We start from the raw sequence: 14,798 nt of genomic DNA on the forward strand, positions 1-14,798 counted from the left end.
TTTCACGCCGCCGCCACCGTCAGGCTGGCGCCGTCGGCCTGCACGACCCTGACCCGGCTGCCGGCGGGCGCGTCGGGACCGGCGACGCGCCAGATGGTGTCGTCGATCCTCACCGTGCCGGCGCCGTCGATGATCGGCTTTTCCAGCGTGAACACCCGGCCGACCAGCGCATCGGTGCGCTTGTTGAGAAACGGGTTGCTCTGGCTCGCCGATTTGTGGCTCAACGCCACCCGACGCCACAGCGGCACCGCCGCCACCGCGAACACCGCGAACATCAGGAGCTGCGTCTGCCAGGACGGGTTGATCGCGAACGACAACAGGCCGACCAGCAGCGCCGCCAGCCCGAGCCAGAACATGAAGACACCGGGCGCGAGCAATTCCAGCGCCATCAGCACGAAGCCGAAGATCAGCCAGTTCCAGGTGCCTAGGGAGGTAAACATCTCGGTCATCATCCGACCCTCTCAATTATCTGCTTAAGCGATCCATACGACACGACGGCAGCGAGTCCCCACCCGCCCCGCTTTGCCCGGCACCCTCCCCCGCAAGCGGGAGAGGGAATTCGCTCGCGTCACCGCGCGCGCCACGAAACCTCTAGGGCCGCGGCGTGAAGGGCGGCGGGGTCGGCCCGGTGGTCGGCACCGATCCGCGACGCGCGGCGGCCTGTGCGGAAGCCGAGCTTTCGCCAAAGGTCGCCTTCGCGATCTCGCCGATGCCGGCGAGCGAGCCCAGAATGCTCATCGCCTCGATCGGCAGCATGACGATCTTCTGGTTCGGCGAATCCGCGAGCTGTCCGAACGCCTTGATGTATTTGTCGGCGATGAAGTAGTTCAGTGCGGCGACGTCGCCTTTGGCAATGGCTTCGGAGACCATCTGCGTCGCCTTGGCCTCGGCTTCGGCGGAGCGCTCGCGCGCCTCGGCGTCGCGGAACGCGGCCTCCTTGCGGCCTTCGGCCTGCAGGATCTGGCCTTGCTTGGCGCCTTCCGCGCGCAGGATTTCCGACTGGCGCTGGCCTTCCGCCTGCAGAATGTCGGCGCGCTTGACGCGCTCGGCCTTCATCTGGCGTCCCATCGCCTCGACCAGGTCGGCCGGCGGCACAATGTCCTTGATCTCGATGCGGTTGACCTTGAGGCCCCACGGCGACACCGCAGCGTCGACCACCCGCAGCAGGCGCTCGTTGATCTCGTCGCGGTGCGACAGCACCTGGTCGAGATCCATCGCGCCCATCACCGAGCGGATATTGGTCATGGTCAGCACGATGATGGCCTGCTCGAGATTGGACACCTCGTAGCTCGCCTTGGCGGCGTCGAACACCTGGAAGAAGGCGACACCGTCCACCGTCACGGTGGCGTTGTCCTTGGTGATCACCTCCTGCTCGGGAATGCTGATCACCTGCTCCATCATGTTCATCTTGCGGCCGACGCGGTCGAAATAGGGAACGATGATGTTCAAGCCGGGCGACAGCGTGCGGGTGAATTTGCCGAACCGCTCGATGGTCCAGTCGAAGCCCTGCGGCACGGTCTTGACGCCGGCAAACAGTGTGACGATGACGAGCAGCACGAACGCAATGGCAAAAATGTCGAAGCCGGTCATAAATCCTCCAAAGCCGCAAAAACCAACGTCCGCGGACGTATTCTTGTTGGTCTGAATGCCGGCCGCGCCGGTTCAGTATAGCCTTATCAAATATAGCTAAGGGCGAGTTTCGGCAGCCGCCAGATGGTCCCGGCCCGAACGCCGGCCAAGTGCGCTTCGTTTCCTTAAAGTGCTTCGTTTTGTTAACGAAGCGGTCAAAATCACTTAACCGTCAAATCCAGCTGCCAAATTCAGCCTATCTAGATCCAGCCTTGCAGCTCCCGCAGCACCAGCTGGCGGATCACGTCCATGCCGGGATCGCTGTCGTTCAGGCAGGGGATGAAGGTGAACTGCTCGCCGCCATTGTGCTTGAAGATCTCGGCGTTTTCCTGGGCGATTTCCTCCAGCGTCTCCAGGCAGTCGGCGGAGAAGCCGGGGGTCACCACGGCAATCCGGCGCACGCCCTCCTTCGCCAGCTTCTCCATGGTCTTGTCAGTGTAGGGCTGCAGCCATTCATCGGTGCCGAAGCGCGACTGGAAGGTCAGCAGCAGCTTTCCGGCGTCGAGGCCCATGCGCTTGCGCAGCGCATCGGTCGTTGCGATGCATTGGACCTGATAGGGATCGCCCTTGTCGACGTATTGCTGCGGCATGCCGTGGAACGAGGCCACGATCCGTTCGGGCTGGAACGGCAAGCCCGCCAGATGCGCCGATATCGAGACCGCCAGCGCCTCGATATAATCGGGATCGTCGTAATAGGGCGGCGTGATCCGCAAGGTCGGCTGCGCGCGCATCGAGGCGAGCACGCGAAACACCTCGTCGCATACGGTGGCCGTCGTCGCGGCCGAGTATTGCGGATAGAGCGGCACCACCAGGAGCCGGTCGCAGCCCTGCGCCGTCAGCGCCTCGATCCGCGATGCAATCGACGGGTTGCCGTAGCGCATCGCCCAGTCGACCACGACGTGGTCGTGGTCCGCGATCGCCGCGGCCAGCTTGTCGGACTGGGCGCGGGTGATGGTCTTGAGCGGGGATTCGTTGTTCTCGGTGTTCCAGATCTTCAGGTAGTCGCGCGCCTTGCGCGCCGGGCGCACGCGCAGGATGATGCCGTTCAGGATCAGTTTCCAGAGCAGCCCCTGGTCCTCGATCACCCGGGGATCGGACAGAAACTCCTTGAGATAGACCCGCACGCCCCGCGCATCCGCGGTGTCGGGGGTGCCGAGATTGACCAAGAGCACGCCGACGCGTTCCGGCACGGTCCCGGCGGCAGCCCTGGCGCTCTCGATTGATGCAACCGCTGTCATAATGCTTGTGGCTTCGCGCGTCGGGTCATCCTTGTCAAGATAATGGCGGTTTCGATACTGTCGCTTATTGCCGCGTCGGGGGGAACCATGACGGTCGCCGAATGGTGCGTTTTCGCAACGCTGATGCTGTATCTGCTGACGATCGCGCCGATCAAATGGATCGGGTTCCGGCGCTTCGACAATGCCAGGCCGCGCGATCCCGCCTTCTACAACGATCCGATCGCGGCGCGCGCGCTGGGCGCGCATCAGAACGGCATCGAGGCGTTTCCGTTCTTCGCCATCGCCGTGCTGCTGGCGGAATTCCGGGCCGGGCCGCAGCGCCTGATCGACGAACTGGCGATCCTGTTCCTGATCGTGCGGATCGCCTATGTCTTCACCTATCTCGGCAACCGCCCGACCCTGCGCTCGATCCTGTGGAGCATCGGCTTCGCGCTCAATTGCGCGATCTTCTTTATGCCAGCGATCCGAGGCTGGCTGCCGGGGTGAATCCCTCATGGTGAGGAGCGCGTCTTCGCGCGTCTCCGGACGATGCTTCGCATCGCCGGGCGAACCATGAAACCCGCGGCCCATCCTTCGAGACGCCGCTTCGCAGCTCCTCAGGATGGGGTTACAAACACGTCACCCGTTCGGCCGCGAGATAGCCGAACAGCAAACCGACCCCGAACAGCAGCACCAGCCCCGCCGCGCCGAATTCGATGCCGCGCATCACCAGTGCGCCGCCGCCTTCGCGTCCGGCGCTGAGGCGCCGCGCCAAATCCTTGGCGGACACCGCGATGACGGCGATGGTCGCGACCGTGATCGCGGTGCCGAGCCCCATCACGAAGGTCGCGGCGATGCCGGCCCAGAACAGGCCCTGCGCCAGCGCAAACACCAGCACCAGGATCGCGCCCGAACACGGCCGGACGCCGACCGCCAAAATCGCCCCCAGCCCGCGCTTCCAGCCGCCGGGACCGGCGAGTTCGCTGGGGTCGGGACCGTGGGAGTGGCCGCAATGCTCGTCATGGACGTGGCCGGGGTCGTGATCGTGGTGATGATGGCCGTGGTCGTGATGATGGTGACCATGGCCGTGGTCGTGATCATGGCCGTGATGATGCGCGGCGGCGACCAGCGCAGGCGCCGGCTCGCGCGCCTGCAGCGCGCGGATGAATCCGCCGCCCTTGGTCCAGACCAGCCGGGCGCCGAAGGCCGCGATCAGCGCGTAGCTCGCGATCTCGATCGCCTTTTCGGCCCCGCACATGGTTTTCGCGGTGGCGTTGAGCAGCCAGGCGCAGATCCCGACGATCAGGACCGCCACCAGCGCCTGCATCAGCGCCGAGGCGAACGACAGCGCGATGCCGCGCCGCGCGGTCTCCTGGTTGGCGACCAGGTAGGACGAGATCACCGCCTTGCCGTGGCCGGGGCCGGCGGCGTGGAAGATGCCGTAGGCGAAGGAAATCGCGAGCAGGGTCCAGACCGCCGAGCCGTCGGACTTGGCGGCGCGGATCGTCGCGGACATCTCGCGGTAGAATTCCGATTGCCTGGCCAGCAGCCAGCCGACGATGCCGCCGACCTGCGGCTCGGCAGGGGCTCGCCGCGGCGCGCCGAACGGCGTCTGCGCCATCAGGACATGGATGAGGCCGTCGAGCGCCAGGATGGCGGCCGCCGCCGCGACGCAGACCATGACGCCGCGTGCAAAACGCGAGCCTTTTCCGTTTCGAAAGAATCGAAACGGGGCTCCGGATTCTCGATTTGACGCGTTTTCTTGACGCGAACCGGCCTCCACTTCGCTTGAAAACGCTCCAGAGCGGGATGGCGGCGTCACGGACACTCCACCGAGATCTTGTTGGCGAACATCGCGCCGTAGTTCGAATTGTCGCCGCTCATGAAATTCTGCTCATTGAGCTTTTGCGCCTCGGCGGTGCCGTCGCTCGGCCGCTGCAGTTTCAACTGACAGGCGGCCGGCGCCCCGACCAGCTTGATCGGGTCCTTGTCGGCGAATTTGAAGTCGATGAAGTAGGCCGGATCGAATACTTCCAACGCAAGCTGCCTGGCTTTCAGCGGCGTCTTCAGCGGCAGCGTGAGATGCAACGTCAGCGCGCCTTCCTTGTAGTCGAGGAAGTAGTCGACCGGCTCGAGGAATTTCTGCTTCTTGCCCTCGGCCCTGGCGAAGGTGAAATAGTCGAATTCCTTCAGCGATTCGACATTGGTCTGCGCCAGCGGCGCCAGGTCCTCGCGGCTGTAGACGCCCTTGGTCTTGGTCTCGAGGCCCTGCAGCGCGTAGGTCGAGAACATGTCGTCGAAGGTCCAGGCATGGCGCACCCCGGTGACCGTGCCGTCGGGGGCATAGATCAGCTCGCTGGAGGCGGTGATCCAGACATGCGGATGGGCCTGTGCCTGTTTCGCACCGAAGCCGAGAATTCCGGCCAGCAGCAGCAGGCCCAGCCATCCCTGTTTCATCGTCTTCACCTCAGGCCGCCTCAGGGGTTTCCAACAGGCCGCGCCGGCGCAGCAGCGCGTCGGGCTCCGGCTCACGGCCGCGGAACGCGACATAGGCATCCTCCGGGTCGCGCGAGCCGCCCGACGAATAGATGTCGTCGTGCAGCCGTTTGGCAACCGCGGGGTCGAAAATATCGCCTGTTTCCTCGAAGGCGCCGAACGCGTCGGCGTCCATCACCTCGGACCACATGTAGCTGTAATAGCCGGACGCATAGTGATCGCCGGAGAAGATGTGGCCGAACTGGGTCGGCCGGTGACGCAGCACGATTTCCGCGGGCATCCCGATCTTGTCCAGTTCGGCGCGTTCGAATGCCCGCACGTCGCGGCTGGCCTCGGCCGGCTGGGTATGGAATTGGAGGTCGATCAGCGCCGAGGAGACGAATTCGACCGTGGCGAAGCCCTGGTTGAACTTGCGCGCGGCGATGAAGCGCTCGAGCAGATCGTCCGGCAGCGGCTCGCCGGTCTGGTAATGGCGGGCGAACTGCCGCAGCACCTGCGGCTGCTCCTGCCAGTGCTCGTAAAGCTGCGACGGCAGCTCGACGAAATCGGTGAACACGCTGGTGCCCGACAGCGACGGATAGGTCACGTCCGACAGCATGCCGTGCAGGCCGTGGCCGAACTCATGGAACAAAGTGCGGGCGTCGTCCGGCGACAGCAGCGACGGCTCCCCGTCGGCGCCCTTGGAAAAGTTGCAGACGTTGATGACCAGCGGCGCCACCTCGCCGTCGAGCTTCTGCTGGTCGCGCAGCGAGGTCATCCAGGCCCCGGAACGCTTCGAGGAGCGGGCGAAGTAGTCGCCATAGAACAGCGCCTTGTGCTTGCCCTCGGCGTCCCTCACCTCCCAGACACGCACGTCGGGGTGCCAGACTGGAATGTCCTTGCGCTCGGTGAAGCTGACGCCGAACAGGCGGGTGGCGCAGTCGAAGGCGGCGGCGATCATCTGGTCAAGCGAGAGATAGGGCTTGATCGCGGCGTCTTCGAAATTGGCCCTGATCTGCCGCAGCTTCTCCGCATAGTAGCGCCAGTCCCACGGCGCCAGCGCGAAATTGCCGCCCTCCCCGGCGACCAGCGCCTGCAGGGCGTCGCGATCGGCCAGCGCCCGGGCGCGGGCCGGCTTCCAGACCCGCTCCAGCAGGCCGCGCACCGCTTCCGGCGTCTTGGCCATGGAATCCTCCAGCCGATAGGCGGCGAAGGTCGGGAAGCCCAGGAGCCCAGCGCTTTCCTCGCGCAGCTTCAGGATCTCGACGATGATGGCGTTGTTGTCGTTGGCGTTGTTGTTGTCGCCGCGCGCGGTGAAGGCCTTGAACACCTTCTCGCGCAGGTCGCGCCGGGTGGAGCTCTTCAGGAACGGCTCCACCGAGGAGCGCGACAGCGTCACGATCGCCTTGCCTTCCATCCCGCGCTCGCCGGCGGCGGCCTTGGCCGCCGCGATGAAGCTGTCCGGCAGGCCGTCGCGGTCGGCCTCGCCGAGCTCCATGAACCAGTCCTGCTCGTCGCCGAGCAAATGGTGACTGAACGAGGTGCCGAGATGCGCCAGCCGCTCGTTGATCTCGGCCATCCGGTTCTTGGCTGCCTCGTCGAGCCCGGCGCCGGCGCGGCGGAAGCGGGTATAGGTGCGCTCCAAAAGCCGCATCTGCTCGCCGGTGAGCCCGAGCGTGGCGCGGTTTTCGTGCAGCATGGCGATGCGGCCGAACAGCACCGCGTTCATCATGATCGGATTCCAGTGCCGCGCCATCCGCTGCGACACTTCGGTGTCGATCTCGAGCAGCGCCGGGCTGGAATGCGCCGAGACCAGGTCGTAGAACACCGCCGACACCCTGGAGAGCAGTTTTCCCGAGCGCTCCAGCGCGGTGATGGTGTTGGCGAAATCGGGCGTGGAGGGATCGTGCTCGATCGCGGCTATCTCGGCGGCGTGGTCGGCGAAGGCCCGCTCGAAGGCGGGAAGGAAGTGCTCCGGCACGATCTCCGCGAACGGCGGGGTCTCGAACGGGGTCCGCCACGCCTGCAAAAGCGGGTTTGCCTGGGGCTGCGAGCTGGCCGCCATTTCCGTGGTTTCCGACATCAAGATTTCCCGTTTCTGGTCCCGAATAGTTGCAGGAACCTATAGCACCTGATGGGGCTTTTTTGGGCCTTTTGCGCTTGATAGCGACGGCCTTTTCATAGAGATTGCGCCCGCAACAGGACCTTTGGACCATGAGCTCGCAGCCCTCCCCGACCGCTTCCCGCCGGATCGTCTGGCCCAGCGTCATCACCGTCATCTCAGCGGCGATCCTGATCGGCGCCGAGGTGTTCGGCGCGGCGTTCGCCGGCGGCTGGGCGCTCGCGATCCTGTTCGGGCTCGACGACACCGGCGCCCACATCCTGCAGGCGGTGCTGTTCGCGCTCGGCGTCTTCATCATGGTGGCGTTCATCCGCGCCGCGCAGCGCGTCGAGCCGTTCACGCGCCGCGCCTGAGTCGCGTGAAGCAAGAAAGCCGCGTGGCGCATGCCTCAAAACGCTTACGCTTCCTTAAAGTAACTTAACGTCTGTTCATGTTCGACGCCGCGCGCGCGGCAAGCAGCGGCGCTGCAAGCACATGTTAGGCAAATTTGTCCCCAGCCTAAAAAAAATGTTGCGAAGCAGACTCAAAACCCCTATTTCCCGTGTTGCCCAATTTCGCACGTGCCTGTGGTCGTGTGTCAGTCGGTAGGTATCCGGACAAGAGGCCGGACAGCCGCCAAGGGGATGAAGAACCGAGGGTCGCTCTTGTTCGAGCGGCCAGCATCTCTCTCAAGAGATGCCGTTGAAGGTCTCTTCGCTCCTTGCAACCGTGACTGGCAGCCGGAGGCGAACCGGCGCACCTCGTTCTCAACGGGGGACGCGACTTAAAGCAACGACGGATCGGGCTTTTTTGGTCTCTGCCGGCTTTCCACCAGCCGGCGCGAATACCGAAGAGGCTTGTCCTTCATTGCCAGGTGTGCGGGCGGGATCCTTCCCAACCAATCCACGGCAGCACAGTTCGGTTTGAGTCTTTTGGCTTCGTTGCGCCTCCATCGCGCGATGTGGCCGGAGCGCTCTTATCCGAGATCATTTTTGAACGTGTCCCGTCGCTGGGCCGTTTGGGAGGGTGCTATGACCGAACGTATTCAGGAATTCCTGCGCAACCGCCGCAACGAGGGCCAGGACGTCGAGCCGTGCCTCGTCGTCGACCTCGAAGTGGTGCGCGACAACTACCAGAGCTTCGCCAGGGCGCTGCCGGACAGCCGCGTGTTCTATGCGGTCAAGGCCAACCCGGCGCCGGAAGTGCTGTCGCTCTTGGCCTCGATGGGCTCGTGCTTCGACTGCGCGTCGGTCGCCGAGATCCAGATGGCGCTCGCCGCCGGCGCGAGCCCGGAGCGCGTCTCCTATGGCAACACGATCAAGAAGGAACGCGACATCGCCCGCGCCTTCGCGCTCGGCATTCGCCTGTTCTCGGTCGACTGCTCCGCGGAAGTCGAGAAGATCGCCCGCGCCGCCCCCGGCTCCAAGGTGTTCTGCCGCATTCTCTATGACTGCGCCGGCGCCGAGTGGCCGCTGTCGCGCAAGTTCGGCTGCGATCCGGAAATGGCGGTCGACGTGCTCGACCTCGCCAAGCGCCTTGGCCTGGAAGCTTACGGCATCTCGTTCCATGTCGGTTCGCAGCAGCGCAAGGTGAAGGCGTGGGACCGCGCGCTGGCGATGGCCTCGACGGTGTTCCGCGACTGCGCGGAGCGCGGCATCAACCTGTCCATGGTCAACATGGGCGGCGGATTTCCGACCAAGTACCTCAAGGACGTGCCGCCGGTGGTGCAGTACGGCCGGTCGATCTTCCGCGCGCTGCGCAAGCACTTCGGCAACCAGATCCCGGAGACCATCATCGAGCCGGGCCGCGGTATGGTCGGCAACGCCGGCATCATCGAGACCGAAGTCGTTCTGATCTCCAAGAAGAGCGACGAGGACGAGGTGCGCTGGGTGTATCTCGACATCGGCAAGTTCGGCGGTCTCGCCGAGACGATGGACGAGTCGATCCGCTACGCCATCCGCACGCCGCATGACGGCGCGGAGATGACGCCGTGCGTGCTCGCTGGGCCCACCTGCGACAGCGCCGACGTGCTGTACGAGAAGATGCCGTACCCGCTCCCGGTGACGCTCGAGATCGGCGACAAGCTTTTGATCGAAGGCACCGGCGCCTATACGTCGACCTACTCGTCGGTGGCGTTCAACGGCTTCCCGCCGCTGCGGACCTACCACATCTGAGGCTGTAGCGCCGGGTGGGGGAACTCTCTCCGCTGGCTTCGGTGCTCGCGGAGACACTCCCACCCCGGCCCTCCCCCGCAAGCGGGAGAGGGAGCAAGAGAACTGGGAGCCGGTGCGCCGGCTCCCTCCCCGTCCCCTGCCGATTTGCCGACAACGCCTCCCGCGGCTTGCTGCCGCCGGATGCGAGGACTGACGCGCCATGACTGCTTTGCGGAAGACCCCCGTTGCCCTGATCTCCGACGCCGCGCCGTTCGCGATCCGCGGCGAGCGCGCCCCGGACGTCGCTGCGCGCGAAGCGCTGCTCGATGCCTGCTTTGGCGCCAACCGCCATGCCCGCACCTGCCAGCGCCTGCGTGACGGCCACGCGCCCGCCGAAGGCCTTGCCTTCTCGGCCGTGGCGAACGGCCAACTGGTCGGAACCGTGCGGTTGTGGCACGTCACCGCCGGAGGCAAGCCAGCGCTGGTGCTCGGCCCGCTGGCGGTCGATAACGCGTGCCGCGAACTCGGCATCGGCGCGGCATTAATGAACCACGCGCTGGCGGCGGCGAAAGCGCGCGGCCATGGCGCGGTGATCCTGCTCGGCGACGCGCCCTATTATGCCCGCTTCGGCTTCTCGGCCATCAAGACCGGCGAGCTGGCGCTGCCCGGCCCGTTCGAGCGCGACCGGCTGCTCGGCCTCGAACTGCGCGACGGCGCGCTCGACGGCGCCTGCGGCATGATCGTGCCGTCAGGCCCGGCGGCGCCGAAAGGCAAGGTGGCGGGAAGAGCCCGTAAATTGGCCTCTCACGCCGCTTGATTTGAGGGTCAAGACGCGGCATTGCGTGGCTTCAATTCCAGCCCCCCATGGTCCGCCCCGAGGTCGATACGATGCCCCGCCGCCTGATTTCCACCGGCTCGCCGTTCGAGAAGACCGCCGGCTACAGCCGCGCCGTGATCGACGGCGATTTCGCCTTCGTCGCCGGCACTACCGGCTACGACTACGCCACCATGACGATGCCGCCGGATGTCACGAGCCAGTCACGCAACTGCTTCAGGACCATCGAAGCCGCCTTGAAAGAGGGCGGGTTCGCGATGGCCGACATCGTGCGGGCGACCTACTACATCACCGACCTCAAGGACGCGGACGCCCATTTCGCGGTCTGCGGCGAAGTTCTCGGCGACATCCGCCCGGCCGCGACGCTTCTGGTGGTCGTCGGGCTCTACAAGCCCGAGATGAAGGTCGAGATCGAAGTCACCGCCAAGCGGCGCACCTGACCCCTCCTTCGCGCTTTCTGCGCATCCCATCCCCGGAGACCAACCCATGAGCCCGTCCGCGCCAATCCACGCGAAAATTTCCGGCCCCATCGTCATGATCGGCTTCGGCTCGATCGGCAAAGGCACGCTGCCGCTGATCGAACGGCATTTCGACTATGACAACTCGCGCTTCGTCATCATCGACCCGCATGAGGACGGCGAGCTCGCGAAACAGCACGGCGTGCGCTTCATCAAGCAGGCCGTCACCCGCGACAACTACCGCGAGGTGCTGGTGCCGCTCTTGACCGCCGGCGGCGGCCAGGGCTTTTGCGTCAACCTGTCGGTGGACACCTCGTCGGTCGACATCATGACCATGTGCCGCGAGATCGGCGCGCTCTACATCGACACCGTGGTGGAGCCGTGGCTCGGCTTCTACTTCGACAAGAATATCGGCCCGGAAAAGCGCTCGAACTACGCGCTGCGCGAGACCCTGCTGGCGGCCAAGCACAAGAGCCCGGGCGGGCCGACCGCGGTGTCCACCTGCGGCGCCAATCCCGGCATGGTGTCATGGTTCGTCAAGCAGGCGCTGCTCGACATCGCGCGCGACACCAATACGCCCCACAACGAGCCGAAGAGCCGGGAGGGCTGGGCCCAGCTCGCCCACAAGCTCGGCGTCAAGGGCATCCATATCGCCGAGCGCGACACCCAGCGCTCCAAGAAACCGAAGCCGATGGACGTGTTCGTCAACACCTGGTCGGTGGAGGGCTTCGTGTCCGAGGGCATGCAGCCGGCCGAACTCGGCTGGGGCACCCACGAAGCGTGGATGCCGCACAATGCCGGCATCCACAATTACGGCTGCGGTGCGGCGATCTATCTGCTGCAGCCCGGCGCCAACACCCGCGTGCGCTCCTGGTGCCCGACGCCGGGCGCGCAATACGGCTTTCTCGTCACCCATAACGAATCGATCTCGATCGCGGATTACTTCACCGTTCGCGAGGGCAGCACCGTGATCTACCGCCCGACCTGCCATTACGCCTATCACCCCGCCAACGACGCGGTGCTGTCGCTGCACGAGATCTTCGGCGCCACCGGCAAGATGCAGGAAAAATGGCACATCCTCGACGAGAACGAGATCGAGGACGGCATCGACGAACTCGGCGTGCTGCTCTACGGCCACGCCAAGAACGCCTATTGGTACGGCTCGCAGCTCTCGATCGAGGAGACCCGGAAGATCGCGCCGTACCAGAACGCTACCGGATTGCAGGTGTCCTCGGCAGTCTTGGCCGGCATGGTGTGGGCGCTGGAAAATCCCGGCGCCGGGATCGTCGAGGCCGACGAGATGGATTTCCACCGCTGCCTCGAAATCCAGCGGCCCTATCTCGGACCGGTCAAGGGTTTCTACACCGACTGGACCCCGCTCTCGGACCGGCCCGGCCTGTTCCCGGAAGACATCGACACCAGCGATCCCTGGCAGTTCAGGAACGTGCTGGTGCGATAACCGCGCATTAACCATCTTGCGTCATTCTGAAGGCGACCTTCATTTTGCGAGGGCCTGGAGCCGTCGCCGCAGCTCTTTTTAGAGCAAGGGCTCCTGCAGGGGAGCGCCGACCATGCGCGCCATCATCGTCATCATGCTGTCGGCTGCGGCACTGGCTGCCTGCAAGCCCGAGAATGACGTGACCGGCTCGGTCGGCTGTGCCAGCAAGCTCTACAGCCCGTACAATCCCAAGGACATGAAGCAGTGCGTCGGCGCCTGCATCGCCTGCGACCACGGCGTGACCAGCACCTGCTCGACCTCCTGCATGCTCAAGGGCGCGCGCTAAACGCCAGGCAATGGTTGGCGTCTCGGATCAGCCGCGGTGGCCCGATCCGGCGGCTACAGCGCCAGCAACCCCGCCTCGCCGTCTTCCGCGGCGAATGCAAGCTGGGTGCCCTTGGCGTTCCAGGCCAATGCTGCGACCTGCGCGCCGCCGTTCTTGCGCACCAGGATTTCCGCGCCGTCTTCCAGCCGCACCATCAGGATGGTGCCGTCGCTGTAGCCGGCGGCGAGGATGTCCTGCTTCGGATGGCAGGCGACCATGGAAACCCGCGCCTTGAGCGGCGCCAGCATCGCCGGCTCCTTGCCCATCGGACCGTCCTTGCTGCCGAACGGCCACAGGATCACGGTATCGGCGCCCGAGGTCGCCAGCGCCTTGCCGCCGGCGCTCCACGACATCGACCGCACGCGGCCGGGATAGCCGGTCATGCGCATATGCCTGACGTCCGCCAGCCGCCAGCCATGCAGCGCCGGCTCGTGCATCGCCGTGACCAGGAACTTGTTGTCGGGGCTGAACACCACGCCGAGATGCGAGCCCGCCCATTCCAGCACATCCGGTTTCGCCGCCATGTTGGGAAACCACAGGGTCACGCCGTTGTAATGCGCGACCGCGAGCCGCAATCCCTTCGGCGCGAACGCCAGTCCGCCGACGGTGGAGGGCGCGTCGAGCGACTTGTCTTCGCCTCTGCCGCTGCGGACGAAGGCGGTCTTGCCGGCCGACCATGCGAACGCGCCGTCGGGATGAACCGCGACATTGTCGATCCAGCGCCGCCTGGCGTCGGTCGCAAGCAGCGTCACCTCGCCCTTGCCGTCGAGCGCGACGAGCTTGCCGTCATCGCCGCCCATCACGATGCGCGCGCCGTCAGACGCCGCGCACAGGATGCCGCCACCATGGACCGCGACCGGCGAAACTTCGCCGTCGCTGTTCGCCAGGAAAACGTTTTCCTCGGCGCCGACAAAGGTGGCGCGCTCGCCGAGGAAATGCACCGAGGTGACGGGCGCGCCGATCCTGACCGGGCGCACCCGGTCGGTGACCGACACGATGGAAGCGGCATTGCTGCCGGGATCGAACTCTTTCATCACGTGGTGATACAACGCTCGAAGCCGTCACGGATGCTCTGCTCGGGCAATTCGCGTCCGATGAAGACGAGGCGGCTCTCGCGCGGCTCGCCCTCCTTCCAGGCGCGCTGGTGGTCGCCCTCCAGCATCATGTGCACGCCCTGGAACACGTAACGGTCGTCGTCGTCGCTGAAGGCGAGGATGCCCTTGGAGCGCAAGATCTTCTGACCCTCGCTGGCGACCAGGTTCTGCAGCCACGGCATGAATTTGGTGGCGTCGAGCGGCTTGTCCGAGCGCAGCGACAGCGATTGCATGTCCTCGTCGTGATAATGCTTGATGCCGCCATGGCCGTGATCGTGGTGATGGTCGTGGCCGTGGTGATGATCGTGATCATGGTCGTGATCGTCGCCGGCCGCCAGGAATTCCGGCTCCAGCTCGAGGATACGGTCGAGATCGAACGCGCCGCGCTCCAGCACGTCCGACAGCGCGACCTGGCAGCGCTCGGTGCGGTGCAGCTTGGCGTAGGGGTTGATGGCACGGATCCGGGCCTCGACCTCGGCAAGCTCTGCCTTGCTGACAAGGTCGGTCTTGTTGAGCACGATGACGTCGGCGAACGCGATCTGGTTCTTGGCTTCCGGCGCGTCCTTGAGCCGCTCGGCCAGCCATTTGGCGTCGGCGACCGTCACCACCGCGTCGAGCCGGGCGTTGTTCTGCACGTCCTCGTCGACGAAGAAGGTCTGCGCCACCGGCGCCGGATCGGCGAGGCCGGTGGTCTCGACGATGATGGCGTCGAACTTGCCCTTGCGCTTCATCAGCCCGTCGAGGATGCGCACGAGGTCGCCGCGCACGGTGCAGCAGACGCAGCCGTTGTTCATCTCGAACACTTCTTCGTCGGCGCCGATGATCAGGTCGTTGTCGATGCCGATCTCGCCGAATTCGTTGACGATGACGGCGTATTTCTTGCCGTGGTTTTCCGACAGAATGCGGTTGAGAAGGGTGGTCTTGCCGGCGCCGAGATAGCCGGTCAGCACGGTCACGGGAATTTTTGAGGAAGAAGGTTCAGCCATAGTCACTCCGGAAAGGCGGTATTTTCG

Annotated in this window: 15 protein-coding genes; 7 read left to right on the forward strand and 8 right to left on the reverse strand. The window is 65.3% G+C overall.

The window, feature by feature from the left end; translation table 11 throughout:
* Nucleotides 1-2 precede the first annotated feature (2 nt).
* From KMZ68_RS22655 to hemH, 3 genes are all read right to left on the reverse strand, one after another.
* Nucleotides 3-449: an NfeD family protein gene (locus KMZ68_RS22655; RefSeq protein WP_215613359.1), complete on the reverse strand. Its 447-nt coding sequence runs from the start codon at nucleotides 447-449 to the stop codon at nucleotides 3-5.
* A 142-nt stretch (nucleotides 450-591) separates the two neighbouring features.
* Entirely contained in the window at nucleotides 592-1,590 is a 999-nt protein-coding gene (locus tag KMZ68_RS22660) for an SPFH domain-containing protein (RefSeq protein ID WP_215613360.1), read from the reverse strand.
* Nucleotides 1,591-1,829: 239 nt separating this feature from the next.
* On the reverse strand, nucleotides 1,830-2,867 hold the full coding sequence (gene hemH / locus KMZ68_RS22665; protein ID WP_215613361.1) for a ferrochelatase: 1,038 nt from the start codon (nucleotides 2,865-2,867) through the stop codon (nucleotides 1,830-1,832).
* An 87-nt stretch (nucleotides 2,868-2,954) separates the two neighbouring features.
* Here hemH and KMZ68_RS22670 point away from each other — a divergent pair, with 87 nt between their 5' ends.
* The gene (locus tag KMZ68_RS22670) at nucleotides 2,955-3,353 is read left to right on the forward strand and encodes an MAPEG family protein (RefSeq protein ID WP_215613362.1); all 399 of its coding nucleotides are present in this window, start codon (nucleotides 2,955-2,957) and stop codon (nucleotides 3,351-3,353) included.
* Between the two features lie 121 nt (nucleotides 3,354-3,474).
* Here the strand turns inward: KMZ68_RS22670 and KMZ68_RS22675 are convergent, their stop codons facing one another.
* The 3 genes from KMZ68_RS22675 to KMZ68_RS22685 all read right to left on the reverse strand — a co-directional run bounded on the left by KMZ68_RS22675 (nucleotide 3,475) and on the right by KMZ68_RS22685 (nucleotide 7,404).
* A complete protein-coding gene (locus KMZ68_RS22675) occupies nucleotides 3,475-4,527 on the reverse strand; it encodes a nickel/cobalt transporter (protein WP_215613363.1) in 1,053 nt (350 codons plus the stop codon).
* A gap of 137 nt (nucleotides 4,528-4,664) precedes the next feature.
* Nucleotides 4,665-5,303, reverse strand: a complete 639-nt coding sequence (locus KMZ68_RS22680; RefSeq protein ID WP_215613364.1) for a DUF1007 family protein — start codon at nucleotides 5,301-5,303, stop codon at nucleotides 4,665-4,667.
* Nucleotides 5,304-5,313: 10 nt separating this feature from the next.
* Nucleotides 5,314-7,404, reverse strand: coding sequence for a M3 family metallopeptidase (locus tag KMZ68_RS22685; protein WP_215613365.1), 2,091 nt, complete (start codon nucleotides 7,402-7,404; stop codon nucleotides 5,314-5,316).
* Nucleotides 7,405-7,535: 131 nt separating this feature from the next.
* Here KMZ68_RS22685 and KMZ68_RS22690 point away from each other — a divergent pair, with 131 nt between their 5' ends.
* The 6 genes from KMZ68_RS22690 to KMZ68_RS22715 all read left to right on the forward strand — a co-directional run bounded on the left by KMZ68_RS22690 (nucleotide 7,536) and on the right by KMZ68_RS22715 (nucleotide 12,652).
* Nucleotides 7,536-7,796, forward strand: coding sequence for a hypothetical protein (locus tag KMZ68_RS22690; protein WP_215603572.1), 261 nt, complete (start codon nucleotides 7,536-7,538; stop codon nucleotides 7,794-7,796).
* Between the two features lie 657 nt (nucleotides 7,797-8,453).
* Complete coding sequence (locus KMZ68_RS22695; RefSeq protein WP_215613366.1) at nucleotides 8,454-9,596, forward strand: type III PLP-dependent enzyme; 1,143 nt, start codon at nucleotides 8,454-8,456, stop codon at nucleotides 9,594-9,596.
* Nucleotides 9,597-9,795: 199 nt separating this feature from the next.
* Nucleotides 9,796-10,392, forward strand: coding sequence for a GNAT family N-acetyltransferase (locus tag KMZ68_RS22700; RefSeq protein ID WP_215613367.1), 597 nt, complete (start codon nucleotides 9,796-9,798; stop codon nucleotides 10,390-10,392).
* Between the two features lie 71 nt (nucleotides 10,393-10,463).
* Nucleotides 10,464-10,850, forward strand: coding sequence for a RidA family protein (locus tag KMZ68_RS22705; RefSeq protein ID WP_215603575.1), 387 nt, complete (start codon nucleotides 10,464-10,466; stop codon nucleotides 10,848-10,850).
* Between the two features lie 46 nt (nucleotides 10,851-10,896).
* Nucleotides 10,897-12,327: a homospermidine synthase gene (locus KMZ68_RS22710; protein ID WP_215613368.1), complete on the forward strand. Its 1,431-nt coding sequence runs from the start codon at nucleotides 10,897-10,899 to the stop codon at nucleotides 12,325-12,327.
* A 112-nt stretch (nucleotides 12,328-12,439) separates the two neighbouring features.
* Nucleotides 12,440-12,652, forward strand: coding sequence for a hypothetical protein (locus tag KMZ68_RS22715; RefSeq protein WP_215613369.1), 213 nt, complete (start codon nucleotides 12,440-12,442; stop codon nucleotides 12,650-12,652).
* 53 nt (nucleotides 12,653-12,705) lie between these two features.
* On the opposite strand, the gene KMZ68_RS22720 is transcribed toward KMZ68_RS22715, so the two are convergent.
* Both KMZ68_RS22720 and KMZ68_RS22725 read right to left on the reverse strand, forming a co-directional pair.
* Entirely contained in the window at nucleotides 12,706-13,725 is a 1,020-nt protein-coding gene (locus KMZ68_RS22720; protein ID WP_215613370.1) for a WD40 repeat domain-containing protein, read from the reverse strand.
* Nucleotides 13,725-14,771, reverse strand: coding sequence for a CobW family GTP-binding protein (locus KMZ68_RS22725; RefSeq protein WP_215613371.1), 1,047 nt, complete (start codon nucleotides 14,769-14,771; stop codon nucleotides 13,725-13,727). The genes KMZ68_RS22720 and KMZ68_RS22725 overlap by 1 nt, the downstream gene beginning before the upstream one ends.
* Nucleotides 14,772-14,798 lie beyond the last annotated feature (27 nt).

It is taken from the genome of Bradyrhizobium sediminis (assembly GCF_018736105.1).
GTDB lineage: Bacteria > Pseudomonadota > Alphaproteobacteria > Rhizobiales > Xanthobacteraceae > Bradyrhizobium.

Excerpts from the sequence above, each read along its gene's own strand:
- hemH (WP_215613361.1), bottom strand. The coding sequence starts at position 2,867 with ATGACAGCGGTTGCATCAATCGAGAGCGCCAGGGCTGCCGCCGGGACC.
- KMZ68_RS22720 (WP_215613370.1), bottom strand. The coding sequence starts at position 13,725 with ATGAAAGAGTTCGATCCCGGCAGCAATGCCGCTTCCATCGTGTCGGTC.
- KMZ68_RS22715 (WP_215613369.1), top strand. The coding sequence starts at position 12,440 with ATGCGCGCCATCATCGTCATCATGCTGTCGGCTGCGGCACTGGCTGCC.
- KMZ68_RS22705 (WP_215603575.1), top strand. The coding sequence starts at position 10,464 with ATGCCCCGCCGCCTGATTTCCACCGGCTCGCCGTTCGAGAAGACCGCC.
- KMZ68_RS22685 (WP_215613365.1), bottom strand. The coding sequence starts at position 7,404 with ATGTCGGAAACCACGGAAATGGCGGCCAGCTCGCAGCCCCAGGCAAAC.
- KMZ68_RS22660 (WP_215613360.1), bottom strand. The coding sequence starts at position 1,590 with ATGACCGGCTTCGACATTTTTGCCATTGCGTTCGTGCTGCTCGTCATC.
- KMZ68_RS22655 (WP_215613359.1), bottom strand. The coding sequence starts at position 449 with ATGACCGAGATGTTTACCTCCCTAGGCACCTGGAACTGGCTGATCTTC.
- KMZ68_RS22710 (WP_215613368.1), top strand. The coding sequence starts at position 10,897 with ATGAGCCCGTCCGCGCCAATCCACGCGAAAATTTCCGGCCCCATCGTC.
- KMZ68_RS22700 (WP_215613367.1), top strand. The coding sequence starts at position 9,796 with ATGACTGCTTTGCGGAAGACCCCCGTTGCCCTGATCTCCGACGCCGCG.
- KMZ68_RS22725 (WP_215613371.1), bottom strand. The coding sequence starts at position 14,771 with ATGGCTGAACCTTCTTCCTCAAAAATTCCCGTGACCGTGCTGACCGGC.
- KMZ68_RS22680 (WP_215613364.1), bottom strand. The coding sequence starts at position 5,303 with ATGAAACAGGGATGGCTGGGCCTGCTGCTGCTGGCCGGAATTCTCGGC.
- KMZ68_RS22675 (WP_215613363.1), bottom strand. The coding sequence starts at position 4,527 with ATGGTCTGCGTCGCGGCGGCGGCCGCCATCCTGGCGCTCGACGGCCTC.
- KMZ68_RS22670 (WP_215613362.1), top strand. The coding sequence starts at position 2,955 with ATGACGGTCGCCGAATGGTGCGTTTTCGCAACGCTGATGCTGTATCTG.
- KMZ68_RS22690 (WP_215603572.1), top strand. The coding sequence starts at position 7,536 with ATGAGCTCGCAGCCCTCCCCGACCGCTTCCCGCCGGATCGTCTGGCCC.
- KMZ68_RS22695 (WP_215613366.1), top strand. The coding sequence starts at position 8,454 with ATGACCGAACGTATTCAGGAATTCCTGCGCAACCGCCGCAACGAGGGC.